Origin of the sequence: Spirillospora sp. NPDC047279 (assembly GCF_040643285.1) — a bacterium.
In the GTDB taxonomy this organism is placed as follows: Bacteria; Actinomycetota; Actinomycetes; order Streptosporangiales; family Streptosporangiaceae; genus Spirillospora.
On sequence record NZ_JBEYUA010000001.1, the window covers coordinates 752,067 to 776,427 of the forward strand.

At 73.4% G+C, this 24,361-nt stretch carries 21 protein-coding genes; 10 read left to right on the forward strand and 11 right to left on the reverse strand.

Features of this window, described 5'->3' with window-relative positions; translation table 11 throughout:
• The first annotated feature begins 39 nt into the window (after nucleotides 1-39).
• The gene (locus ABZ810_RS03670; protein WP_358398700.1) at nucleotides 40-3,039 is read left to right on the forward strand and encodes an ATP-binding protein; all 3,000 of its coding nucleotides are present in this window, start codon (nucleotides 40-42) and stop codon (nucleotides 3,037-3,039) included.
• 34 nt (nucleotides 3,040-3,073) lie between these two features.
• On the opposite strand, the gene ABZ810_RS03675 is transcribed toward ABZ810_RS03670, so the two are convergent.
• Together ABZ810_RS03675 and ABZ810_RS03680 are read right to left on the reverse strand one after the other, a co-directional pair.
• Nucleotides 3,074-4,063 (reverse strand): hypothetical protein, encoded by a 990-nt coding sequence (locus tag ABZ810_RS03675; RefSeq protein ID WP_358398702.1) that lies wholly within the window; start codon nucleotides 4,061-4,063, stop codon nucleotides 3,074-3,076.
• Between the two features lie 111 nt (nucleotides 4,064-4,174).
• Nucleotides 4,175-6,010: a hypothetical protein gene (locus tag ABZ810_RS03680; protein WP_358398704.1), complete on the reverse strand. Its 1,836-nt coding sequence runs from the start codon at nucleotides 6,008-6,010 to the stop codon at nucleotides 4,175-4,177.
• Nucleotides 6,011-6,358: 348 nt separating this feature from the next.
• On the opposite strand from ABZ810_RS03680, the gene ABZ810_RS03685 reads away from it, so the two are divergent.
• Nucleotides 6,359-7,609 (forward strand): MurT ligase domain-containing protein, encoded by a 1,251-nt coding sequence (locus tag ABZ810_RS03685; protein WP_358398706.1) that lies wholly within the window; start codon nucleotides 6,359-6,361, stop codon nucleotides 7,607-7,609.
• On the forward strand, nucleotides 7,599-8,324 hold the full coding sequence (locus ABZ810_RS03690; protein WP_358398708.1) for a glutamine amidotransferase: 726 nt from the start codon (nucleotides 7,599-7,601) through the stop codon (nucleotides 8,322-8,324). The genes ABZ810_RS03685 and ABZ810_RS03690 overlap by 11 nt, the downstream gene beginning before the upstream one ends.
• A 78-nt stretch (nucleotides 8,325-8,402) precedes the next feature.
• Here the strand turns inward: ABZ810_RS03690 and ABZ810_RS03695 are convergent, their stop codons facing one another.
• A complete protein-coding gene (locus ABZ810_RS03695; protein ID WP_358398711.1) occupies nucleotides 8,403-9,425 on the reverse strand; it encodes a TerC family protein in 1,023 nt (340 codons plus the stop codon).
• A gap of 53 nt (nucleotides 9,426-9,478) precedes the next feature.
• On the reverse strand, nucleotides 9,479-9,841 hold the full coding sequence (locus ABZ810_RS03700) for a DsrE family protein (protein WP_358398714.1): 363 nt from the start codon (nucleotides 9,839-9,841) through the stop codon (nucleotides 9,479-9,481).
• A 166-nt stretch (nucleotides 9,842-10,007) separates the two neighbouring features.
• Here ABZ810_RS03700 and ABZ810_RS03705 point away from each other — a divergent pair, with 166 nt between their 5' ends.
• From ABZ810_RS03705 to ABZ810_RS03720, 4 genes are all read left to right on the forward strand, one after another.
• Nucleotides 10,008-10,517 (forward strand): FABP family protein, encoded by a 510-nt coding sequence (locus ABZ810_RS03705; RefSeq protein WP_358398716.1) that lies wholly within the window; start codon nucleotides 10,008-10,010, stop codon nucleotides 10,515-10,517.
• 302 nt (nucleotides 10,518-10,819) lie between these two features.
• On the forward strand, nucleotides 10,820-11,233 hold the full coding sequence (locus ABZ810_RS03710; RefSeq protein WP_358398719.1) for a transcriptional repressor: 414 nt from the start codon (nucleotides 10,820-10,822) through the stop codon (nucleotides 11,231-11,233).
• Between the two features lie 67 nt (nucleotides 11,234-11,300).
• On the forward strand, nucleotides 11,301-12,314 hold the full coding sequence (locus ABZ810_RS03715; RefSeq protein ID WP_358398722.1) for a folate-binding protein: 1,014 nt from the start codon (nucleotides 11,301-11,303) through the stop codon (nucleotides 12,312-12,314).
• Between the two features lie 107 nt (nucleotides 12,315-12,421).
• The gene (locus tag ABZ810_RS03720) at nucleotides 12,422-12,919 is read left to right on the forward strand and encodes a hypothetical protein (RefSeq protein ID WP_358398725.1); all 498 of its coding nucleotides are present in this window, start codon (nucleotides 12,422-12,424) and stop codon (nucleotides 12,917-12,919) included.
• A 3-nt stretch (nucleotides 12,920-12,922) separates the two neighbouring features.
• Here ABZ810_RS03720 and dtd read toward each other — a convergent pair whose 3' ends face one another.
• Nucleotides 12,923-13,348 (reverse strand): D-aminoacyl-tRNA deacylase, encoded by a 426-nt coding sequence (gene dtd / locus ABZ810_RS03725; protein ID WP_358398728.1) that lies wholly within the window; start codon nucleotides 13,346-13,348, stop codon nucleotides 12,923-12,925.
• Between the two features lie 73 nt (nucleotides 13,349-13,421).
• Between dtd and ABZ810_RS03730 the strand changes: the two genes are divergently transcribed.
• Nucleotides 13,422-14,153 (forward strand): hemerythrin domain-containing protein, encoded by a 732-nt coding sequence (locus tag ABZ810_RS03730; RefSeq protein WP_358398730.1) that lies wholly within the window; start codon nucleotides 13,422-13,424, stop codon nucleotides 14,151-14,153.
• Nucleotides 14,154-14,239: 86 nt separating this feature from the next.
• Here the strand turns inward: ABZ810_RS03730 and ABZ810_RS03735 are convergent, their stop codons facing one another.
• The gene (locus ABZ810_RS03735; RefSeq protein ID WP_358398733.1) at nucleotides 14,240-17,668 is read right to left on the reverse strand and encodes a BTAD domain-containing putative transcriptional regulator; all 3,429 of its coding nucleotides are present in this window, start codon (nucleotides 17,666-17,668) and stop codon (nucleotides 14,240-14,242) included.
• Between the two features lie 74 nt (nucleotides 17,669-17,742).
• Between ABZ810_RS03735 and ABZ810_RS03740 the strand changes: the two genes are divergently transcribed.
• Both ABZ810_RS03740 and ABZ810_RS03745 read left to right on the forward strand, forming a co-directional pair.
• Complete coding sequence (locus tag ABZ810_RS03740) at nucleotides 17,743-18,561, forward strand: 3-keto-5-aminohexanoate cleavage protein (RefSeq protein WP_358398736.1); 819 nt, start codon at nucleotides 17,743-17,745, stop codon at nucleotides 18,559-18,561.
• Nucleotides 18,562-18,642: 81 nt separating this feature from the next.
• Nucleotides 18,643-19,620 (forward strand): asparaginase, encoded by a 978-nt coding sequence (locus ABZ810_RS03745; RefSeq protein ID WP_358398738.1) that lies wholly within the window; start codon nucleotides 18,643-18,645, stop codon nucleotides 19,618-19,620.
• 19 nt (nucleotides 19,621-19,639) lie between these two features.
• Here ABZ810_RS03745 and ABZ810_RS03750 read toward each other — a convergent pair whose 3' ends face one another.
• The 5 genes from ABZ810_RS03750 to ABZ810_RS03770 all read right to left on the reverse strand — a co-directional run bounded on the left by ABZ810_RS03750 (nucleotide 19,640) and on the right by ABZ810_RS03770 (nucleotide 24,315).
• Nucleotides 19,640-19,966: a hypothetical protein gene (locus ABZ810_RS03750; RefSeq protein WP_358398741.1), complete on the reverse strand. Its 327-nt coding sequence runs from the start codon at nucleotides 19,964-19,966 to the stop codon at nucleotides 19,640-19,642.
• Between the two features lie 52 nt (nucleotides 19,967-20,018).
• Nucleotides 20,019-21,293 (reverse strand): MFS transporter, encoded by a 1,275-nt coding sequence (locus ABZ810_RS03755; protein ID WP_358398743.1) that lies wholly within the window; start codon nucleotides 21,291-21,293, stop codon nucleotides 20,019-20,021.
• A complete protein-coding gene (locus ABZ810_RS03760) occupies nucleotides 21,290-22,003 on the reverse strand; it encodes an FCD domain-containing protein (protein WP_358398745.1) in 714 nt (237 codons plus the stop codon). The genes ABZ810_RS03755 and ABZ810_RS03760 overlap by 4 nt, the downstream gene beginning before the upstream one ends.
• 134 nt (nucleotides 22,004-22,137) lie before the next feature.
• The gene (locus ABZ810_RS03765; RefSeq protein ID WP_358398748.1) at nucleotides 22,138-22,374 is read right to left on the reverse strand and encodes a hypothetical protein; all 237 of its coding nucleotides are present in this window, start codon (nucleotides 22,372-22,374) and stop codon (nucleotides 22,138-22,140) included.
• A 102-nt stretch (nucleotides 22,375-22,476) separates the two neighbouring features.
• Complete coding sequence (locus tag ABZ810_RS03770; RefSeq protein ID WP_358398750.1) at nucleotides 22,477-24,315, reverse strand: DUF2207 domain-containing protein; 1,839 nt, start codon at nucleotides 24,313-24,315, stop codon at nucleotides 22,477-22,479.
• Nucleotides 24,316-24,361 lie beyond the last annotated feature (46 nt).

A 24,361-nucleotide genomic window follows, 5' to 3' on the forward strand; every position in this document is an offset into this window, starting at 1 on the left:
AGGTGGCGCGAGGGGGTGCGCGGGGGTAAGGATGCAGGCGTGACAGTGCCCCCTGGAATGCGGCGACCCCCCGAGACGCAGCGTCCCGAGACGCAGCGTCGTGATCCGCAGGTGGCGGACGCCGGTGTCCTGCCCGGGCCCTGGTATCGGATCCAGTCGATCCCGGCGCCCGAACGGACCGCGTCGGCGGAGTGGGACTTCGTGAGCGTGCTGCCCGCGGCCCTGTCGGCGGCGCGGCGGCAGCGCCCGTTCGTGGTGGGGTGGATCTCTCCGGGCGGCGGCGCGCCGCTCGAACTGATCACGAACGCCGGTCCGGTGAGTCCCGGGCCGGAGGCGCAGCAGGGGTTGTTGTTCCCGAGCGGGGCGCGGGGCGTGCCGGTCGGGGACGGGTGGCTCCGGCGGGCCGAGCGCATGGTGTGGACGCGGTGTCCGGGACGGCTGGCGCCGCAGGTCAAGACCGCCGACAACGGGGCGAGCCTCTTCGAGGCGACGCTGGTGACGTTGATGGAGCGGCCGTTCGGCTGGTTCGTGGTCGCCGACCCGTGCGACGAGCGCATGCTCGACTCGGAGATGCGGGATTTGCACCACGAGCTGCGCATGTTGCGGCGGGGTGAGGACGAGCAGGCGCGGCTGGCGGTGGCGCGGGCCGACCATCGGCTGGCGGAGCTCGACTCGTTCCGCGAGGCGGGGTTGTGGCGGGTGCGGGTGCTGGCGGGCGCCGCGTCGGAGGCCGAGCTCGGGCAGATCGCGCCGGTGCTGGTCGGTTCGATGGAGCTGAGCCACCACCCCTACCGGCTGCGGTCCGGGCACGGGAACGGCGCGTTCAGCGAGGTCCTGCGCCCTCCGCCGGCGGCGCCCGCGCCGGTGCGGCCCGCGGTGGAGTCGGAGCAGCGGTACCCGTTCGTGGCGACCGCCGGGGCGCTGGCGGCCCTGGCCGGGCTGCCCCGGCGGGAGGTGCCGGGCCTGCGGGTGCTCGACGCGGGCTACTTCGACGTGACGTCCGAGACCGATGACGCGGTGCCCGCCAACGTGAGCGAGCCGCGCATCGAGCTCGGCGCGATCCTGGACGGGCAGGACCGGCAGGTCGGGCGGTTCACGGTGCCGCGCTCGACCATCAACCGGCACGTGTTCGTGACGGGCTCCACCGGCGCGGGCAAGTCGCAGACCGTGCGGCACCTGCTGGAGCAGCTGACGCGGGCGGGCATCCCGTGGCTGGCGATCGAGCCGGCCAAGTCGGAGTACGCGGCGATGTCGGGGCGCATCGAGGATCTCGGCGGGCCGGTGACGGTCGTCAACCCGTCCGATCCGGCGTCGGTGCCGCTGTCGGTCAACCCGCTGGCGCCCGAGCCCGGCTACCCGGTGCAGGCGCACATCGACATGGTGCGGGCGCTGTTCCAGGCCGCGTTCGACGCCGAGGAGCCGTTCCCGCAGATCATGGCGCAGGCCCTGCAGCGGGTGTACGAGTCCAACGGCTGGGACGTCGTCACCGGTGGCGGCGTGCCCGGGTCGCTGATCGAACCCGCGGTGCCGACGCTGGAGCAGCTCCAGAACGCTGCGCTCCAGGTCATCGGCGACGTCGGCTACGGGCGCGAGCTGATGGCCGACGTCCAGGGTTTCGTGGACGTGCGGTTGCGGTCGTTGCGGATCGGCTCGGCGGGACGCTTCTTCGAGGGTGGGCATCCGGCCGACATCGGCGGCATGTTGCGCGAGAACATCGTGCTCGCGATCGAGGACGTCGCCAACGACGAGGACAAGGCGTTCCTCATGGGCACGCTGATCATCCGTGTGGTCGAGCACCTGCGGATGCGCGCCCGCGCGTCGGGCAACGCGCCGGGCCTCCGGCACGTGATCGTGATCGAGGAGGCGCATCGGCTGCTGCGCAACCGCGGTCCCGAGCGCACCAGCTCGCACGCGGTCGAGCTGTTCGCCGGCATGCTCGCCGAGATCCGCGCGTACGGCGAGGGCATCATCGTCGCCGAGCAGATCCCCACCAAGCTGGTGCCGGACGTCATCAAGAACACCGCGCTCAAGGTCGTGCACCGGCTCCCGGCGTTCGACGACCGCCACCAGGTCGGCTCGGCGATGAACCTGGACGCCGAGCAGTCGCGCGAGGTCGTGTCGCTGCGTCCCGGCGTCGCGGCGGTGTTCGCCGACGGGATGGACCGGCCGCTGCGGGTGCGGGTGCCGCTGGGCGAGGGACGCGAGGCGGTGCAGCCCGGCCCGCCGCCGCCGGTGGACGGGCGGCGGTCGGACGCGTGCGGGACGGAGTGCCGCTCCGGACGTGCCTGCTCGCTGTACGAGCTGCGCGAGGCCGACCTGCTCGCGGGCAACGCCGACTGGGCCTGGTTGCGGTTGTGGACCGACACGCTCGTCCTCGCCCACGTCACCAACCGGCCGCTGCCCGCCGTCCCGGCCGAGCTGGGCCGTGCCTGGTCGCGCCTGCTGCCGCGGCTGCGCGAGTGCACGCTGGCGACCCTGGTCGAACGCGCGGTGACGCGGCGGGCGTGGGCGCTGCGCCACGCGTACGCGCCGGCCGAGCTCACCGCCGCGGCCGCGACGGCGGCGCAGCGCCTCCTCGGCGGCGCGTACGACCTCATCGGGTCGCTGCCCGGCCCCCAGTGGGTGATCCCGCAGCTGCGCTGGCTGCACGAGATGGAGCGGCTCTTCCCGTTCGAAGGGGGCGCCCCGGACAAGCACGAGCCGGCGCCGGCGCTCGACTACCAGCTGCCGGGGCTCAAGCAGCCCGCCGAGCCCAAGCTGGGCCACCGGCTGCGCGCGCTGCGCCGCCACCCGCTGTCGATGGAGCTCGAACGCAACCGGCCCATCGCCATCACCGCGCTCGCGGGCGACGACCATCACGAGGGGTTCGTGCGCGACCTCGCGGTGGTCGGCATCGGGCTGTCGGATGAGGAGCAGCTCGAGCACGTGGCCGTCACGATGCGGGTGGCCGAGTGGCTCGACCCGGTGCTGAGCTGGCCGGAGCGCTTCGTCGTCCCGTTCGAGGACCCCGCCGAGGGGTTGCCCTTCCCCACGAAGTGACCCGCGGCGCGGTGGCCGCGGGGTGCGGGCGCGGTCAGATGGTGTCGGCGGAACGCGGCTGGAGACCCGCCTGCTCGGCGATCGGCGTCCAGTGGCCGATGAACTCCGACTTGGCCGTGCTGGCGCGTCGGTCGGCGTCGGTCGCGTCGGTCGGGCAGTCCGGCGCCATGGTCAGGTAGTTGCCGTTGGACTCGACCGACGCCGAGAGGGCGCGGACGAGCGCGGCCTTCATCTCCGCGCCGCCGTCCAGCGCGGTGACGTCGAGATCGCGCGCCTGGTCGAGCTGGTCCTGCCGCTGCGAGCGGATGCGCTCCAGCCCGGACCGTTCGCACTCGCCGTCGCCGGTGACCGAGCCGAGCTCGGAACGGGTGGCGACCATCTCGGTGAGCAGCGCGTCGACCTTGCCGGCCTGCTCGGTCACGCCCGCGCCCGACGTGGTGGCGGCCGGCGACTCGGTGCCGCCGCTCTCGCTCGGCACGCCCTGGCTCTGCTGCGTCGTGGGCGTGCCGGGCTGGACGTCGGATCCGCTCGGCCAGAGCACGATCGCCGACGCGATCCCGGCGAGCAGGACGACGCCCGCCGCGAGCAGGATGACCGGCAGGGCGCTGCGCTTGCGCCGCGGGGGCGGCGGCTGCCAGATCTCCGGCTCGTCCCAGGGCTCGCGGGACAGGGAGATCGAGGTCTCGCCGCCGGGCGGCTCGCCGTGGCCGTGCTCACCGGGGCCGTGCTCGCCGGGAGGCGCGGGCCGCGTCCAGGAGTCGTTCGGCCCGCCCTCGTCGCCGGCCCAGGGGTCGCGCGGTGGCGGTGACCACGGCGCGGGGTCCTGCGGCGGCGGCGACCACGCGGCCGGCTCCTGCGGCGACGGTGACCAGGGGGTGGGCGGCGGACGGTCGGACGACCCGTACCGCGGCTCGCCGAAGGGCCCCGGGTCCGGTGTCGTCGCGTTGTCGGTCAGCGGCGCGTCGCATCGGGAGCAGGTGGGAAGCGCCGGATCAGTGTCGCTGCCGCATCGCGGGCACCGCATGGCAAGCCCTAACCCTCGGGGGACGGTCGGTCACAAGATACTGCGTGACGGTCTGCCCTGGTTCGCGGCGCGCGCGGTCGCAATCCGGTTGTGATGGGTGACGGAGCGGGGTCAGATCCCCGTCCACCGCCGCTGCGGGTGGCCCGCCTTCTTGGCGATGGGGTTCCACACCTTGACGAACTGGCGCTTGCCCAGCGTCGCTTTGCGCTCACCGGAGGCCAGGCCGGGCGCCCTGGAGGCGGGCGGCTTCGGCTTGCCCTTGCACTTGCGGCTCGCGCCCTGCGCCCACCGCATCAGCGCCAGGTCGGCCTCCAGGGAACCCTGGAACGACATGCGGAGGTAGGTGCGCAGCGACTCGCCCCGGGGCAGCTCGTCGAGCTTGAGCGCCTGGGTGCGGCGCAGCTGGGACTGGCGCGCCTGCGCGACCTTCTGGAAGCCGCCCATCGCGGCCGGGAGCGTGTCGCACTTGCCGACCTGGGTCATCGCGGCGGTGAGCACGCGCTTGGTGCCGGCGCTCTCGTTCAGCAGGGCGTTGACCGCGGCGGCCTGCTGCTTGACCGGGCCGGAGAGCGGCTTCTCCCCGGAGACCTTCGTGGTCGGCGGCGCGGACGCGGAGGGCTTGGCGGTCGGCGGCTTGTCGTCGTCCCCCGGCAGCACCACCAGGACGACCGCGACCAGCGCGACCACGACGAGCGCGGCGACGCCGATGATGAGCGCCTTGCTCGCGCCGCCCCCCGACCGCGGCGGCATCTGGCCGCCGTACGCGGGGTCGATGGGCATGCCGTTGGCGTCCACCGGGCCGCCGGGACCGTACCCGTTGGGCCCCATCCCGTTGGGGCCCATGCCGTTCGGCCCCATGCCGTGGGGGCCGCCCATGCCCTGGGGATCCCCGTACGGAGCCGTCCCGTGCTGGTCGAACCCCTGCTGGTCGGACCCCTGCTGGTTCATCCCGTAGGGGCCCATGCCGTTGGGATCCATGACCTGCCGGCTCATGCCGTACTGGTCCGCGCCGTACTGGTCGGCCCCGTACTGGTCGGCCCCGTACTGGTCCGCGCCGTACTGGTCCATGCCCGGCCCCGGGGGCGGGGGGTACGGGCCGCCGGGGTGCGGCATGCCCTGGTCGAGCATCGTCGCGTTCCCGTTCATCGCGGGCTGCTCGGCGGGCGGGGGCGACGAGTAGATCTGGGTGCGGTCGCCGGGGTCCTCCTGCTCGCGCGGCGGCCGGACCGGGGCGTACCAGGATTCCGGCACGATCGACTCGGCCGGCTGCTCCTTCGCGTAGGGCGAGGGCGCCGACAGGCCGTTCGGGCCGTCCGCCCAGGACGGCGCGGGAGGCGGCGGGGAGGCGGCGAACGATCCCGCCTGCGCGCCGTTGCCGTTGGAACCGCTGATGCCACCGTGACCGCCGGAGCCCGGGTCATCGTCGTCGGCGTTCGGGTCGAACGTCCAGGCGGCGGTCGACTCGCCGTCCGCCGGCGGCAGCGCGCCGGACGCGGCGGGGAACCCGCCCGAGGCGGCGGGGGAGGGATCGCCCGCCGGTGGCGGGGGCGGCAGGGGGCTGGACGGTTCGGGCGGCGGAGGCAGCGACATCCCGCCCAGCGGCGAGGACCCGCCCGCGACCGGTGGGGTGCCGCCGGCCGGCGAGCCGCCCGTCATCGGCGACGGTGCCCGGCCCATCGGTGAGAGCGCGTCGGCCTCCGGCGGGAGCCCGGCCGCCGCGGCCGGCGTGCCGCCGAGACTTTCGGGAGACGGCGCCCACGCCGGGGTCGGAGGTGGGACCATCATCGTCCTGTCGCCGAAGGCCTCGGCCTCGGCCACCGGCGCGCCCATCGGGGGCGTCGGCAGCCCGGACTGCATGCTCGCGAGCTGCTGGTCGACCGGCGCGTTGCAGTGGGCACACCTGCCGAGCGTGGCGGGCGTGTTCGTACCGCACGTCGGACACTGCATCGCTCAGACCTCGCCTTGTCGCCGCTTTCCCCACGAAACAGCAGGGCCCCCGACAAAGTACTGGTTGACGTCGCTCGCGGGCGCGTCGATGGCGATATTGCGACTCGTTCACCCGATTTGTCGCCGCCATCCGGGGCTGGCACCGAACCATGGACCCTCGGCATCGGTCAAGATCGAGGCAGCCGGTTTACCTGAGATCGTGTGACTCTCGTCGCATTTTCCAGGAGGACGCGCGTGACGACACCGGCGATCTCGTCACGTTCCGGCGAGATCGCCGCTGGTTCCGGCTAGGCTCGACACGGTTTTCTGAAGCGCCCCAGATGCGCAACCCCGGAGAAGACGGAGTCCATGAGCGATCTTCCACTGCGTTCGCAGCTGGCCGTCGCGCTCGGTCGTACGGCCGCCAAGATGTCCCGCCTCGCCGGCAAGGGAGACGGGTCGGTGATCGGCGGCAAGGTCGGCCTCAAGCTCGATCCCGAGCTGCTGACCCGGCTGGCCAAGGACCGCAAGCTCGTCCTCGTCAGCGCGACCAACGGCAAGACCACCACGACCCGGCTGATCACCTCGGCGATGACACCGCTCGGCGAGGTCGCCACCAACGCGTTCGGCGCCAACATGCCCACCGGGCACGTGTCGGCGCTCGCCTCGGCTCCCGCCGCCCGCTACGGCGTGCTGGAGTGCGACGAGAAGTACGTCCCGATGGTGCTCAGGGAGACCGGGGCCAACGTGATCGCCCTGATGAACCTGAGCCGCGACCAGATGGACCGCGCCGCCGAGATCTGGCTGCTGGCCGGCAAGTGGCGCAAGGCCCTGGAGGCCTCCCCGCAGAGCCATGTCATCGCCAACTGCGACGACCCGCTCGTCACCTGGGGAGCGTCCACCGCCAAGAGCGTGACCTGGGTGGCCGCCGGGCAGCACTGGCGGGAGGACTCCTGGTGCTGCCCCGAGTGCGGCGGCCCGCTCGACCGTCAGGACACCGACGAGGACAGCGACTGGCGCTGCCGGCAGTGCCACTTCGCCCGCCCGCGTCCGGACTGGGTGCTCAAGGGCGACCAGGTCACCGACCCGCACGGGCGGATGTTCCCGCTGTCGCAACTCGCCCTGCCCGGCCGCGCCAACCGGTCGAACGCGGCGGTCGCGCTCGCCGTGGTCGCCCAGTTCGGCGTGCCGCCCGAGCAGGCGCTCCCGCTGCTCGGCGAGGTCCGCTCGGTCGCCGGCCGCTACACCACGGTCGAGCACGAGGGCCGCCACATCCGGCTGCTGCTCTCCAAGAACCCGGCGGGCTGGCTCGAGGCGTTCGACGTGCTGGAGCCCGCGCCGTCGCCGGTCGCGCTGTCGATCAACGCGCAGGGCCCCGACGGCCGCGACACCTCCTGGTTGTGGGACGTCGACTACCGCATCCTGCGCGGCCGCCCGGTCTGGGTCACCGGCGAACGCCGCACCGACCTGGCCGCCCGGCTCGAGGCCGCCGAGGTGCCGTTCACCTTCGTGGAGGACATCGACCAGGCGGTCATGGCGGTCCCACCGGGCAAGCTCGACGTGATCGCCAACTACACCGCCTTCCAGAACATCCGAACGAGGTACGGCCGTGTCGTCTAACCGTCCACTGAAGATCGTCTGGATCTACCCGGACCTGCTCTCCACCTACGGCGACCAGGGCAACACGATCGTCCTGGAGCGCCGCGCCGCGCTGCGCGGCATCCCGACCGAGACCCTGCACCTGCGCTCGGACGAGCCGGTGCCGCCGGACGGCGACCTCTACCTGCTCGGCGGCGGCGAGGACCGGCCGCAGATCCTCGCGGCGCAGCGGCTGCGCAACGACGGCGGGCTGCACCGCGCCGTGCAGAACGGCGCGGTCGTCTTCGCGGTCTGCGCCGGCTACCAGATCCTCGGCCACGAGTTCGGCGGCGAGGAGGGGCAGCTGCTGCCCGGCCTCGGCCTGCTCGACATCCGCAGCGGCCGCGGCGAGGTGCGCGCGGTGGGCGAGGTCGTCGGCGACGTCGCGACCGAGCTGAACGTGCCGCGCATCACCGGCTTCGAGAACCACCAGGGCGTCACCCACATCGGCCAGAACGCGCGGCCGCTGGCCCGGGTCGTCGCGGGCATCGGCAACGGCGGCGGCGACGGCACCGAGGGCGCCTACGCCGGCCGGGTGCTCGGCACCTACATGCACGGGCCCGCGCTCGTGCGCAACCCGGGGCTGGCCGACCTGCTGCTGCGCTGGGCGACCGGCGGCGAGCTCCAGCCGATCGACGACTCGTGGGCCGGACGGCTGCGCGAGGAGCGCCTCAACGCCGTCGTCACCGCCGGCTGAGACGCCCCGCACGCGGACGGCCCGCACGCGGACGGTACGGACGTTCGCGAGGGCTCACCCGGAGGCCCGCCCGCTCGGTCACGAGCGGGCGGCCCGCTCCTCTTCTTCCTTCTCGCGCCGCTTGTGCGAGCGCAGGGTGACGGCGTGGGCGCGCTCCTCCGGGTGCTTCCTGACCCGCAGCAGGCTGGCGACGGTCGTGACGATCAGGATGAGCAGGATCACCCCGAGCGAGAGCGGCGTCGGAACCTCGGGGAAGGACGTGCTGATGTCCTCGTGCACGAAGTGCAGGATCAGCTTGATCCCGATGAACGCCAGGATCAGCGACAGCCCGATCGACAGGTAGACCAGCCGCATCAGCAGCCCTTCCACCAGGAAGAACAGCGCCCGCAGGCCCAGCAGGGCGAAGGCGTTGGCCGCGAAGACGATGAACGGCTCGCTGGTGACGCCGTAGACCGCGGGGATCGAGTCGAGGGCGAACAACATGTCGGTGCTGCCGATGGCGACGAAGACCAGCAGCAGCGGCGTCATCACCCGCTGGCCGTTCTCGTGCGCGAACATCCTGCCGCCGTGGAAGTCGGTCGTCACCGGCATGATCTTGCGCGTGCGGCGGACCAGGAAGTTGTCCTCGACCTCGGGATCCTCGTTCCGGTGCCGGATGAGCTGGACGGCCGTCCACAACAACACCAGGCCGAAGATCAGGAACGTGAACGAGAACATGCTGATCGCCGCCGCGCCGACGGCGATGAAGATAGCGCGGAGCACCAGCGCGGCCCCGATCCCGAAGAGCAGCACCTTCTGCTGGTACTCCTCGGGCACCGCGAACCTGCCCAGGATGATCACGAACACGAAGAGGTTGTCGACCGACAGGCTCTTCTCGACGACCCAGCCCGCGTAGTACTCGGTGGCCGCGGTCGTGCCGGCCACCGGCCACAGCAGCAGCCCGAAGAGCAGCGCGATCCCGACGTAGAACACCGACCAGAAGGTGGCCTCGCGCAGCCCGACCGCATGGGGCTTGCGCACCGCCACCAGCAGGTCGAAGACGAACAACCCCAGGATGAGGGCGATCGTCGCCCACCAGAGCCACACCGGAATCTCGATCACGCGGCCTCCTCGCGGGTCGTCAAGCCGCTTATGTCCGTTCTATTGAAGATCAATCAATAGACGAGCGCCTGGGCCCCGTCGGCGGTGGCCTCCTCGACGAACGTCGGCGCCCCGGCGATCCGGATGCCCGGGACGACGTCGTCCTGGCCGATGTCGCGCCGCGCGGCGCACTGGGTGCAGACCGTCACCGTGCCGCCCTTCAGCACGATCTCCAGGAGATCGGCCAGCGGGGTGGCGTGCGGGAGGTCGAAGTCCGCGGCCCGGCCGGGGAGGGCGTACCAGGCCGACTCGCCGGTGAGCCAGAGGGAGACCTCCAGCCCGCTCGCGACCCCGGCCGCCGCCACCGTGAACGCCTGGTTGCACCGCTCCGCGCCGTCCGCGCCGGCGGTCGCCTTGATCACCAGAGATCTCGCCATACCGGCACCCTAACGCCCGCAGGGGATAGGGTGCCGGTCGTGGGCGGCATGGTGAACGCGGGGATTCTGGTCGTGGTGCTCGCGCTGGTGGCGGTCGGCGCGACGTTCCTGGTCGTACGGTTGTCCCGGCTCAGATAGGGCGCCGTCACCGCTACGCTCGGTGTCCATGTCCACGGAGCCCGAGTTGCACCCCGACCTCGAACCGCTGAAGTTCCTCCTCGGCAGGTGGGAGGGCGCCGGCGTCGGCGACTATCCCACGATCCAGGAGTTCCGGTTCGGGCAGGAGATCACCTTCGGCCACAACGGCAAGCCGTTCCTGATCTATTCGAGCCGCAGCTGGCTGATCGAGGACGACGGCTCCCTGGGCCGCCCGCTGGCGACCGAGACCGGCTACTGGCGGCCGCAGCCCGGCAACAAGGTCGAGGTCACGCTGGCCCACCCCACCGGGATCATCGAGATCTACCTCGGGAACGTCGCGTTCAACCGGGTCGAGCTGGCCACCGACGTCATCGCGCGGACGGAGACGGCCAAGGAGGTCACCGGCGGCAAGCGGCTCTACGGGCTGATGCCGGAGAAGGACGGCAAGCGCGACCTCGGCTGGGTGTACGAGATGGCCGCCGTCGGGCAGCCCCTCCAGTCGCACCTGTCCGCCCAGCTCAAGTACGCCGGGAAATGAACGATCCCCGAGCCTCCCCGCCGGGTGGCGGGAGGTGGACAGGACGGGCCCACCGGCTCGGGGATCGGGTAACTGCCTGGTATTCGCCGGTCACCGTGCAACCGGCGGCGCCGCCGCCCGTGGACGACGGCTCCGAGGCGTAAACGGCGACTAGCGGACAGCCACCTCGCGAGTCCCAGAACTATGCATTGTCTGGACCACCTCCTTTCGCGCGTCTTCGCAAGTTATGCGAGCCGGGCGGATCGAGGCAAGCGCATTTTCCGCCACCCCCTTCCGTGACCTCCGGCACATAGACTCGGGGCATGAGCGAGACGTGGCAGGAGGAGCTGAGAGCGAGGGGCTACCGCGTCACCCCGCAGCGGCAGCTCGTCCTCGAGGCGGTCACCGCGCTGGAGCACGGCACGCCCGAGGAGATCTGCGCCGAGGTGCAGCGCACGGCTCGCGGCGTCAACATCTCCACGATCTACCGCACGCTGGAGCTCCTCGAGGAGCTCGGGCTGGTCAAGCACGCCCACCTCGGGCACGGGCCGCCCAACTACCACCTGGCCGAGGAGGCCGAGCACATCCACCTGGTCTGCCGCGGCTGCGAGACGGTCCACGACGTGGACCCCAAGGTCGCCGCGGGGCTGGCCGGGGTGCTGGAGCGCGACTTCGGCTTCGAGACCGACGTGCACCACCTCACGGTCTTCGGCCGCTGCAAGAACTGCAGGACCTGACGGCCCATCCCCGCCCGGGGGTGCGGGCGCCGGATAACTCCCGCCCGGACCAAATAGTCTGGAGGGCATGGAGAGCCCGCTGCTCAAGCTGCCCGGAGCCGTCGCCGCCGATTCGCCCGACCGGGAGGTCGCTGCCCACTACGGCGAGCCCGCGCACGAACAACGCGCCCTGGAGGCGGGTACGGGCTTCACCGACCGGAGCGACCGGGGCGTCGTCACGATCACCGGGGCCGACCGCCACCGCTGGCTGCACAGCCTGCTCAGCCAGCACCTGGAGGTCATGAAGCCCGGCGAGGCCGCCCAGGCGCTGCTGCTCAGCCCCAACGGCCACGTCGAGCACCACATGCACCTGGTCGACGACGGCGAGACCGTCTGGGCGCACGTGGAGCCGGGCGCCGCTCCGTCGCTGGTGGAGTTCCTCGACAGGATGCGCTTCATGATGCGCGTCGAGGTCGCCGACGTCAGCGAGGAGTACGCCGTCGTCACCGGACCCGCGGGGCGCGGCGGCGAGATCGTCTGGCCCGACGTGGCGGGGCTGGAGACGTGGCTCGTCCGTCGCGGCGCCGAGGAGGGCGAGGGCGAGTCCCTGGCGTCGCTCGCCGGGGAGCTCCGGCCGGCCGGGCTCTGGGCGTACGAGGCGCTGCGCATCGCCGCCCACCATCCGCGGATGGGCCGCGACACCGACCACAGGACGATCCCGCACGAGATGGGCTGGATCGACTCGGCCGTCCATCTGGCCAAGGGCTGCTACCGGGGTCAGGAGACGGTCGCCCGCGTGCACAACCTCGGCCGCCCGCCGCGCCGGCTGGTCTTCCTCCACCTCGACGGCAGCGTCGACACGCTTCCCGCGCACGGTGACCCGGTGGAGATCCCGGGCGGCCGTACGGTCGGGTTCGTCGGGTCGGCGGCGCGGCACCACGAGCTGGGGCCGATCGCGCTCGCGCTGGTCAAGCGGAACGTGCCGGTCGACGCTGACCTGCTGGCCGGAGGGGTGGCCGCGAGCCAGGAGGTCGTGGTGTCACCGGACACCGGCGCCAACGCCAAGATCGACTTGCGGAGGACAGCCGCAAATCGGGCGTAAACCGCCTACCGTACGGGGACATCGTCTGTCGTGGACGATGTCCGATCGGACGGGGACCGGGTCACGATCGGATCGGATGGGCCGGTAAGAGGGGTGGGTCCCTGCCGATGGTGGCGAACCTGGGGAACGACGATCCCCCGACCGCCAAGAAGGGCGCACGCGGGTTGCGGCGCAGGCGCCGGAGAGAGTCGGCGCTGGTCTGGTGGGGCGGCTTCGCCGTCCTGCTGGGGGCGGCCTGGTGGTTCGGTTCGTGGCGGCTGGCGCTGATCGCGCTCCTGGTCTGGTGCCTCTACCAGTTCCTGCTCGTGCCGACGATCTGCCGGGTGATGACCCGCCAGGGCTTCTCGTGCCGCGAGCCGGCCCGCGGCCGGCTGTTCGCCTGCGGCGCCGCGCACCAGGCCGTCAAGAACGACGCGGTGTGGCGCCTGGCGGGCCTGCGCAACCCCTTCCGCAAGCCGCCGGACACCTCCGGGGAGCGCGAGACCGGGGTCCTGGTCGTCTCGGCGGAGGCCCGCGGGCGGCTGGCGCAGGCCGACCGGGCGCTCATCCTGCTCGCGGCGCTGGGCACCGTCGTGACCATCGCCGGAATGATCTACGGCTTCTGACGGTCAGATCTCCACGATCAGGGTGATGGGCCCGTCGTTGACCAGGGCGACCTTCATGTCGGCGCCGAAGATCCCCGTCTCGACCCTGGCGCCCAGGTCGCGCAGCCCGGCCACCACCTCGTCCACCAGCGGCTCGGCCACCGGGCCCGGCGCCGCGTCGATCCAGGTGGGGCGGCGCCCCTTGCGGGCGTCCCCGTACAGCGTGAACTGGCTGATCACCAGCAGCGGCGCGTCGAGGTCGGAGCAGGACTTCTCCCCGTCCAGGATCCGCAGGCCCCACATTTTGGCGGCCAGCCTGCGCGCCTTCTCCGGGGTGTCGTCGTGCGTCACGCCGACCAGCACCATCAGGCCCGGCCCCTCGACCGATCCCACGACGCGCCCGTCCACCGTGACGCTCGCCTGACTCACCCTCTGCACTACGGCCCGCATGCCCCCTGATTCTGCCGGGCGCGTGCAAGTGTCCTGAAAGTGGCCTCCAAGTGGGCGGGTCCAGGCTTTCCGCATGCGAGAGGACAGGGTGCTGACGGTCCGGCCGCGCCGGCCGTCCGACCCGCAGGTGGACCTGCGGCTGTACACGGTCGCCCACCGGGCGATCCAGCACGGTGCCCACGAGCTCGCCGATCTCGCGGAACGGCTGCACTCGGGGGACGTCGAACTGACCGTCCGCCGGGCGACGGCGCTGGACACCTACACCGGGTTGTTCGTCGCCGACGTCCGGCACCATCACCACTACGAGGACCAGATCGGGTTCCCGGTCGTCCGGGCGTCGGCGCTCGGGGCGGTGGACATCGAGCCGCTGAGCGTCGACCACGACCGGCTCGAACCGGTCCTCGAGGCCTTCCGCGGCGCCGTCGTGGCGCTGCGGGGCGGCCCGGCCGGCAGCGCCGACCAGGCCGGGGAAGCCGGCCAGGCCGACCAGGTCGCGCGCAAGGCGCTGGCCGTCGAGGCGGTCCGGCTGCGCGACCTGCTCGACGAGCACATCGCCGAGGAGGAGCGCGACATCTTCCCGGCCATCGCGCAGTACGTCTCGGTGGAGGACTTCGGGCGGTGGGAACGCGCCGCCACCAAGGGTTACCCGATCCGGAACCTGTGGTTCACGGTCTCGCGGTACGCGGCCGTGGTCCCGCCGGCCGAGCTGTCGTCGACGATGGCCAGGACCCCGCCCGCCCACCGGTGGGCGTTGCGTCTCTTCAGAAGGAGGTACGGGCGCCTGCACGAGGCGCTCTTCGGTTGAACACGGCCAACTTCGGCCGAACGGCACTTCGGCCGAACGGCACTTCGGTCGAACGACACAGAGCCCTTCGGCCGGCGCGGCGCTCTTCAGCGCTTCAGGCGTTCGAGCGCCGTGACGGCCTCGCGTTCCCACCGTGGTGCGCGGGCACGGCGGGCCAGTGCGAGCGCGGCCTCCCAATGGCGGGCGGCCGTCTCGCCGGGGAGGCCCATGAGCTCGGCCAGGCGGGCCAGCCGTGTCGCGACGGGACCGATGTGCAGTCCCATCGTCTCGCCGCCACAGACGAACGGCTCGAAGGGCAGCAGCCGGTCGTACAGCGGCCCGGCCAGTTCGCGGGGGCTGGCCGGGCCGTCTGTACCGGACGCGCCGACGAGCGCGAGGGCGTCGGCGCGGAAACCCTCCAGCAGCAGCCACAGCTGGTCGCGGGCAGGCTCGGGCGCGTCGCGCAGCAGCGCGAGCGCCCCTTCGGCGTCGCCGCGCGCCGCGAGCGTGCAGGCGTGGATCGGGGTGCCCACGGCGGCGTCGAACGAGGCGATCAGCCGCGCGTCCTGCTCGGCCGCGGACACGTCGCCGGCCGCCTGCCGGGCGCAGATCCGCCCGATCACGCCGGCCCCGGTGACGTCCCACATCTCCCGTCCGGCGGCCGCCTCGGCCAGCGCGGCGAACAGATGCACGGCGGCGTCGAGATCGCCCTGGACGAGCTCGCGGGCTCCGTTGGCCAGCTGGACCTGCATGCGGAACACCGGCAGCTCGTAGCGGTCGGCCAGCACGGCGACGGCCGAGGTGAGGAACGCGATCTCGTCGATGTCGCCGCGCGCGCCGAGCTCGACGCAGCGGGCGAGCAGCCCCAGCGCCTCGACGCCCGGCATGCGCCGGTCGCGGCCGAGCCGTTCGAGCTCCTTGGCGGCCCGGGTGACCTCGGCGTACCGGCCCGGCCTGCGTTCGGTGAAGTAGAGCGCGTTGAGCGCACCGGCGAGCAGGCCGTCGTCGCCGGCCTCGCGCGCCCACTCGACCGCGGCGGTGGCGGCCTCGACCGCGCCGTCCGGGTCGTGGTGCAGGCCCGCCTCCAGCGCGTACACCGTCCGCAGCCGGGCCTGGAGGTCGTCGGGCACGGCCGGGAGCGTGCGCTTGATCAGGGTGATCAGCCCGGTGTCGATCTGGCCGCGCGGGCGGCTGTACCAGAGCGTCGGGGTGGCGATCGCGACGATCGCGCGCCCGATGAGCTCCGGATCGCCGCAGGCCTCGGCCGCGCGCACGGCCTCGCCGCGCAGGTCGTGCGCCCACCGCGGGCGCCCGGCGAGCTGCGCGGCGCGGGCCCGGCCGATGAGCAGCTCGGCCCGGACGCGCGGCTCGCCGGTGGTGCCGTCGCGGTCGAACGCGGCCAGCGCCCGCTCCCAGAGGTCGAGCGCGGACCCGTAGGCCAGGGCCTGTTCGGCCGCCTCGGCCGCGGCCCGGCAGTAGTGCACGGCCTTGTCGGGCTCGCCGAGCACGGCGGCCTCCGAGAAGTGGTGCGCCAGGGCGGCCAGCCCGCCCGGGAAGAGCCGTTCGGCCGCGGCGCCCACGTCGGCGTGCAGCCGGGCCCGGCGCAGCCGCAGCAGGTCGCCGTACACCGTGTCGCGCACCAGGACGTGCGCGAACCTGACCCGCCCGGCGGCGGGCTCCTCCAGGAGGCCGCCGACGACGGCCGCTTCCAGGGCGTCGTAGACGTCGTCGGGGTCCTGGCGCTGGGCGGCGACGACCAGCCGGACGTCGGCCTCCCGGCCGATCACCGCCACCAGGCGGAGCACGTTGCGGGTCAGCGCGGGCAGCCGCGCCACGCGCAGCCTGATCACCTCGGCGATCCCGGTGGGGACCTCGGCGGGCGCCTCCTCACCGGCCCCGCCGCCGTCCTTGGCGCCGTCCTCGCCCTCTCCCTTGTCCCGCGTCGTGTCCCGCGCCGGCGGCGGGATGCTCGGCGTGGCGAACGCGGCGTCCGCGGCCTCGGCCGGTACGCCGACGGGGAGCCGGGCCAGCTCGCGCAGGTAGAAGGGGTTGCCGCCGGCCCGCCGCACGATGCCCGCGACCGTGCCGGGCGTGGACCGGTCGGCGATGCCCTCCTCCTCCTGGACGGCGCGGACGAGGGCCGCCGCGTCCGCGTCGGGGAGCGGGCCGAGCGGCATCCGGACCGCGCCCCGGCGGGCGAAGACCGCGAGGGTGTCCGACAGCGGGCTGTTGACCTCGGCCGAACGGTACGTGCCGACGACCATCACCGGCATCGCGGTCGGCGGCCCGGCCAGCACGTCGCGCAGCACGGCCAGCGTGCCCTCGTCCGCACTGTGGAGGTCGTCGAGCAGGATCAGGACGGGCCGGTCGTCGGTCGTCCGGGCCAGCCGGTCGTTGATCACCCGTGCGGTCTGGAACCGGTCGGCCGCGACCGGCGGCTCGCCGAGGAGCGTCGTGGCCACCTGATGCCAGGGCCACAGCGGCGGGGCGCCGCCCGCCTCGGGGCAGCGGCCCCAGGCCACCCGCCAGCCCGCGGTGGCCAGCCCGACGGCCAGGACCTCCAGGAGGGCGGTCTTGCCGATGCCCGGCTCGCCGTGGACCAGGGCGGTGCGCATCCGCCGGCCCGCCTCGGCGGTCTGCGCGGTCTCGGTGAGCCGTTCCAGCTCGTCGGCGCGCCCGAACAGGCCGGTCTCGGGACCGCCGGCGCCCGGGCCCGGCGCGGGGTCGGGCGGGGCGGCGCGCTTGGGCGGTTCGGCGACCGCGAGCGGGGCCATGTGCGGAACGGCGTCCAGCTCGGGGTCCTGGGCGAGGATCGCCGTCTCCACGTCCCGCAGGCCGGGGCCGGGATCGACGCCGAGCTCGTCGGCGAGCATCGTGCGCGCCCGCCGCAGCGCGCCGAGGGCGTCGCCCTGGCGGCCGGTCCGGTAGAGCGCGATCGCCAGCAGCCGCCAGGACTCCTCGCGCAGCGGCTCGGCCGCCAGGAAGGCCTCCAGGTCGCCGGCGGCGGCCGCGGCCTGCCCGGTGTCGAGCAGCCGCGCGGCGCGCCGTTCGACCGCGTGCGCGCGCAGCTCGCCCAGCCGCAGGATCTCCGGCCGGGCCCAGCCCTGGTCGGCGACGTCGGCGTAGGCGGGGCCCAGCCAGCGGCCCAGCGCCTGGTCGAGCATGTGCAGCGCCTCTTCGGGGTCCGGGCTCTGGTCGGCCGCGCGGACCTCGTCCTCGAAGAGCCGCGCGTCGACGGCCTCGGTGCGCAGGGCGTACCCGGGCGGCGCGCTCACCAGCAGGGTGGCCGGGGCGCGCGGCGGCCGGTCGGGCTCCAGGGCCCGGCGCAGGTGCGACACGTACGACTGGAGGGTGCCCAGGGCGCGTACCGGCTGGTCCTCCGGCCAGAGCTCCTCGATGATGCGCTCGGCCGGCACGACGCCGCCGCCCGCCACCAGCAGGCGCGCGAGGACCATCCGCTGCCGTCGCGGGCCCAGCTCGACCGGACCCCGGTCGGGGTCCCGCGCGGCCAGTGGGCCCAGCACCTGAAACCTCATTGCCGCCCATGATGTCCCGTACGCCTCACTTGCGGGAGGGCCTTGGCAGGACAGATCATTCGAGCATGGGAGCAATGACGCTCATCACGGTGGCCCCGACCGGCGCCGAGTCCGCCAAGGCGGACGTCCAGGCGCTGCCGGTGACCCTCGACGAGCTGGTCCAGACGGCCAAGAACTGCGAGGCCGCGGGCGCCGCGGTCGTCCACGTCCATATCCGCGACGACGCGGCCAAGCCCACACTCGACCCGGCCCGGCTCCGTGACACGGTCCAGGCGCTGCGCGAGTCGACCGGGCTGATCGTCCAGCTGTCCACGGGCGGCGCGGTCACCGATCCGTACGAGGACCGGCTGCGGGTCCTCGACGCCGAGCCGGACGGGTGCTCGCTCACCTGCGGCACGGTCAACTTCGGCGACGACGTCTTCATGAACCCGTGGCCGTTCATGGTGGAGCTCTACCGGCGCACCCAGGACCTGGAGATCGTTCCCGAGTTCGAGCTCTTCGACCTCGGCCAGGTGGCGGCGCTGCACCGGCTGCTCGACAAGCACGGCGAGCCGTACGGCGGGCGGGTGCACTGCGACCTGGTGATGGGCGTGCCCGGCGGGATGCCGGGCGACGCGCGCACGCTGGTCGCGGCGGTCGACGCGCTGCCCGAGGGCGCCACCTGGTCGGCGACCGGCGTCGGCCGCACGTCCCTGCCGGTGATGTACGCCGCGTTGTCGGCGGGCGGGCATCTGCGGGTCGGCATGGAGGACACGCTGACCTACGCCAAGGGCCAGCCGGTGACGTCCAACGCCCAGCTCGTCGAACGGGCGGCGGCGGTCGCCCGCTTCGCCCAGCGGCCGCCGATGGATGTGGCCGAGGCGCGTGCCTTCCTCGGCGTCAAGAACCGCTGACCAGCCTGATCATCCACCTCGTGATCCGGGTGGGCGTTCCCTCTATCCTGTAAGGAACGTTCGGGTCATTCAGGGGTGAACATGCAGGTCAATCCGGTGCTGGTGGAGGTCGAGCGCTCCGGGTTCGTGGAGTCGCGGCACCGCGGGTCGGTGGTGGGCCTCGGCGTCGACGGCACGGTGGCCGTGCGCGCCGGGGCGCCGGACGCGCCGATCTTCCCGCGGTCGGCCAACAAGCCGATGCAGGCGGTCGCCATGCTCCGCTGCGGCCTCGACCTGGACGGCGACCTGCTGGCGCTGGCGGCGGGCAGCCACTCGGGCGAGGGCTTCCACGTCGAGGGCGCGGAGAGGATCCTCGCCGGGGCCGGGTTGTCGGCCGAGCTCCTGCGGTGCCCGCCGCAGTGGCCGCTCGAGCCCGAGGTCGGGCTCGACGTGGCGCGGTCGGGCGGTGACCGGTCCCGGCTGCGGATGAACTGCTCGGGCAAGCACGCCGGGATGCTCGCCGCCTGCGTCGTGGCCGGGTGGCCGACCGACTCCTATCTCGACCCGGAGCACCCGCTGCAGCGGGCCGTACGGGCGGTCGTCGAGGAGCTCACCGCGGAGAAGGCCGCGGCGGTCGGCGTCGACGGCTGCGGCGCGCCGCTCTTCGCCGTGTCCGCGACCGGCGTCGCGCGGGCGTTCCGCTCGCTGGTGCTGGCCGATCGGGGAACGCCGGAACGGCGCGTGGCCGACGCGATGCGCGCCCACCCCGAATGGACGTCCGGCACGCGCCGGGAGGAACGGCGCCTCATGGACGCCGTTCCCGGGCTGCTGGTCAAGTGCGGTGCGGAGGGCGTGGACGCGTTCGCCCACGCCGACGGCCGGGCCGGCGCCATCAAGATCGACGACGGCTCGATGCGCGCCCGGACGCCGGTGACGGTGGCGCTGCTGCGCGCCCTCGGCATCGACGCCGCGCCGGGCGCGGACGCCGCCGTGATCGACGGCCTGGCGACGGTCCGCCTCCGCGGCGGCGACGCCACGGTGGGCGTCATCCGCCCCGCCGACGGCCTGTTCGGCTCCTGACCCGGGTTCGCCGCCCGGCTCAGGCGGGCAGGATCGCCTTCTTCTCGGCGGAGTCCAGCGCCGCCATCTCCTCTTCCGAGTAGCTGTGCGAGTACATGCCGGGCCGGTACCGGTAGAACCCGCCCCCGACCTCGTGCCGAGGCGCGTCGCGCTGCGTCGGCACCGTGGCGAGCCCGGCCACCGCGGTCGCACCCGCGGGCGCGGGCGGCCGGGTCGCGGCCAGGCGCGAGGCCGCGTTCGTCCTCCGCAGCCCTGTCGCGATCATGGACAACATCGCGACCAGCGCCAGCGCGATGACGATCGGCCCCAGCCAGGCGATGACTCCGCCGTCGATTCCGGTGTTCATGTGACCACCCCCGAGGTGGTCATTCCCTGGCCCGATCGTGGGGAATGTCTATTTAGCAGGCATTTGACTCTGTAGGGGCCCTCTTTGCCGTCCGGGCGGGCTCCGGTTCGGGCTCGGGCCCCGCCGGCCCCGGTTCCGGCGGCGCGGTGACCATGCGGTCGCGTCCCGCCGCCCAGCCGAAGAATCCCAGGATCAGGCCGACGCCCATGGCGCCGAGGGTCGGAACGGTCCAGCCGCCGGTCGCGTCGTGCAGCGCGCCGAACGCCAGCGGGCCCATCGCCGCGATCACGTAACCGACGCCCTGCGCCATGCCGGAGAGCTGCCCCGCCACCCGCGCGTCCCGCGACCGCAGGCCGAGCAGCGAGAGCGCGGTCGCGAACCCGAGGCCCTGGCCGACGCCGAGCACGACCGACCACGCCCACACCGAGCCGATCGGCGCCCAGGCGATGCCGGCGAACCCGACCAGGCTCGCCGCCACCGTGGCGACCACGAGGGGGCGCTGGTCGCGCATCCGGCGTCCGAGCACCGGCACCGACAGGGCGGCGAACGCCTGGACGAGGCTGGACAACGCCATCACGTAACCGGCGGGCGCCTCCGCCATGCCGCGGTCCTGGCAGATCGTCGGCAGCCATCCGACCGTGACGTAGGCCAGCAACGACTGGAGGCCCATGAACGCGGTCACCTGCCACGCCAGCCGGGACCGCCAGACATGGGCGGCGAGCGCCCGCGACGGCCGGACCACCGGGGCGCCACGGGCGGCGTGCGCGGCGCGGCGGGCCCGCGGCAGCCACACGAGGGCGGCCAGCGCCGCCGGGATCACCAGCAACCCGAGCGGCAGCCGCCAGCCGCTGTCCAGGGCCTGCTCGACGGGCACCGCCATGCCCGACGACGTGGCCGCGCCCAGGGTGACCGCCACGGTGTAGATCGACGTCACGGTGGTGATCGAGTTCGGGTGGTCCCGCTTGATGATCGCCGGCATCGCGATGTTGCCGATGCTGATGGCGATCCCGGCCACCAGCGACCCCGCGAACAGCGCGACCGGCGCGTCCAGCAGCCGTACCAGCAGCCCGCCGATCAGGATGACCATGGAGCCGATCAGCAGCGACTCGCTGCGCGGCGTGCGCCGCAGGAACGGCGCCAGCAGCCCGTACGAGCCGAAGAAGAAGAGCGGCAGCGTCGTAAGGGCCCCGGCGGCGGTGCCCGACAGGTGGAACTCGTCCTGGATCTCGGTCAGCACCGGGCCGACCGCGACGATGGCGGGCCGCAGGTTGACCGCGACCAGGACGATCAGGAGTAGCTGGACGGTGAGCGCGCGCCGCCCGGTCACCGCCGTTCTCCCTGTTCCTCCTGGCGTCCTCCCTGCTCGACCAGGGCTTCCAGGGCCTCCAGCGCGGGCTCGATGATCGCGGCGGCGGCGCGGCCCGCGGCGTCGGCGTCCCGGGCCTCGATGGCGTCGGCCACCGCCTCGTGCAACTCCTGGCTCGCCTCGGGGATCTCCCCGTCCAGCCGCAGCGTGCTCATCGCCTCGCCCAGCCGCCGCAGGAAGAACCGGCAGGCCTCGATCATGACCTGGTTGCCGGTGGCCTCGACCACGCCCAGGTGGAAGCGGGCGTCCGCGGCGCCGAACTCGGCCGCGCCGGTGGCCGCCGCGCGGGCCGCGAGGAGCTCCCGCAGCCGCGCCAGGTCGGCGTCCGTACGGCGGCGCGCGGCCAGCCGGGCCGCCTGGACGTCGTAGGCGAGCTGGACCTCGAAGACGTCCCGCAGGTTCGCGTGCTCGACCCGGCGCAACATCGGCCGCGGATCGGCGCCGCTGCGCACGTACGTCCCGTCGCCGCGCCGGACCTCCAGCACGCCGACGTGCGTCAGCGCCCTGATCGCCTCGCGCACCGCCGGACGGCTCACGCCGAGCTGGGCGGCGAGGTCGAGTTCGCCGGGGATCCGGTCGCCGACCGGCCACGTGCCGGTGCTGACCTCGGCCTGGAGCTGGTCGAGCACGGCCTCCACGGTCGAGCCGCCGGGCACGGGACTGAGGGCCACCTTAATCCTCCTCGGTAAGATGTCAGACATCTTACCGATCATGCCCACTCCTGCGTTCCGCCGGGTGACCCGGCCCTGCCCGCGGTGCCATGGCCGGGAGTGACGGTGGTTCGCCGCGGGCAGGGGGTCTCAGGTCAGCTGCGGCGCGGTGCCTCGTGGCGGCTGTTGCGCTGGGCCGGATCGCCCTCGATCATCCCGCCCGACACGGGGCCTCGTTCGGCGGCCCGGTCGCGCTTGTGCTCCGGACGCCGCGTCATCTTCCGCTTCCCGCGCCATGTCAGGAAGAGCCACCCCACGAGCGCGAGCGCCAGGACGATGGGCCCGGCGATCAGCAGCGCGTTGGCCCCCACCGGTGATGCGTCTGCCAACATGCCGTTCACCTCCTGACCAGGCCCCTACCCGCCAGGAGGACTTCAACCGTGTACGACGGATCACACGCGACGGATCACACGCGACGGATCACACGCGACGGATCACAGACCCCGGGACTGGGAGATCGATCCCGACGTGGTGAGCGTGAACGCCCGCATCGACTCGGCGAACTTGGACAGGTCCCACTCGGCCGGGCCCTCGTACCAGTAGAGGTTGTCGGCGCCCTTGGCCCGCTCGCCGGCGTTCTCGACCGTCTTGGCCCACTTGGGCACCAGGTCGAACACCACCGCGTACGGCAGGAACCGCGAGAACAGCGCGATCCGCTGCCGCGCGCCGAGCTCGTCGTCCTCGGCGATCTCGCCGCGTTCGAGGAACGCCCGGAAGCCGATCGTGTGCGCCAGCACCGTCGCGCCGCGCGCGGTCTTGGCCGGCATGTACTGCCCGCCGTACGCCAGGGCCGCGCCCGCGATGATCACGGCCAGGCCGACCAGCGCCAGGTCGGTGAAGAACGCCAGCAGGATCGTGCCGACGACGCCGAGACCGGTGAGCACGAACCCGGCGATCGTCCAGCGCGACCGCACGGTGTCGGGGCGGCGGGCGAACCAGCCCTGCGCGACCACGTCGTCGTACATCGCCGCGCGCACCTTCGCGAGCCGGGTCGCGAACGTGCCGCCCAGCGCCGACAGCTTGACGGCGAGGCGCGGCGAGCCGTCCGCCTCGGTGAACAGCGAGTCGAGCAGCAGCCGCTCGTAGGGCAGCAGGTCGTCGGAGGGGCGGTCGAGCTGCTGCAGTTCCCAGTCGAGCCGCCCGGTGACCTCGCGGTCCTCCTCGTCGATCAGCAGGTAGCCGCGGACCGCCAGGTCGACGATCGTCGCGGTCACGTCGATGACGTCGGCCTGCTCGTCGATGAGCGTGCCGATCTGGCCCGGCCGCACGCCGTCCGGCGGCTCGAACTCGCTGCCGGCGAGCGGCGCGTGGTCGCCCTCGGCCGCCTTCTGCGCCACCACCCGGGCGTCCCGGCCGCGCAGCAGGTAGAGGGCGGCGACGCCGCCGAGCAGCAGGAGCAGCAGCCCGCCGAGGGCGGAGCCGGTTACGCCGTTCACCGAGAACGCGGTGGCCACGGTGTGCCGCCGTTCGTAGACCGGCTGGGCGTTGGTGGTCCCGGCCGGGAAGCCGACGACCACGGTCACGTACTCGTCCGCCAGCATCTGTCCCTGCCGGAACTCGGCGCGGGTCTTGGTGTGGTCGGTGAAGAACTGCGTGCAGCCCGTCGAGCCCTCCAGCGGCCCGGCGAAGCAGTTGATGTTGCGGATCATCGCGCCGGCGTCGACGACGACCCTGGCCTCGTCCATCGGGACCCGCCAGCCGCCCAGCGCGGTCCAGCGCAGCTCCTCGGCGGCCCCCATCGGGGCGACGATGCCGCTGACGTCGTACTCCAGCACGACGGTCTTGCGCCCGGTCAGCCTGGCGTCCGCGGCGACCTTGACGGTGGTGCGGGTGTCGGTGGTGGAGGTCGAGACCCGGGTGGGACCGCCGTCGGGGCTGCTGGCCTTGACGTTCTCCACCTTGTAGACCCGGTCGCGGGTGATGCTGTCGTGGGTGCCGGTGACGAACGTCCGGCGCAGTTCGCGGCCGCCCGCGAACTCGTAGACGATCGACTCGCGCGCGTGGGTCACGCCGTCGGGCCCGACCTTCAGCGTCACCTCGTCCTTGATCACGCGTTCCGCCGCCGCGCGCCGGCCGGTGGCCGGGGCGGACCCGGTGGCCGGGGCGGATCCCGCGGCCGGAACGGATCCCGCGCCCGGAACGGAGGCGGATCCCGCGGCCGTGCCGGAGGCGGATCCCGCGGCCGTGCCGGAGGCGGACGCCGTGCCCGCGGTCAAGGGGATGAGCGCGACAACGGCCAGGGAGGCGACCAACGGCCGCAGGCGACCCAACATGGCGGCAAATCGTACAGGTCCGGCGTGAATGCTGGTCAGCGGCGGC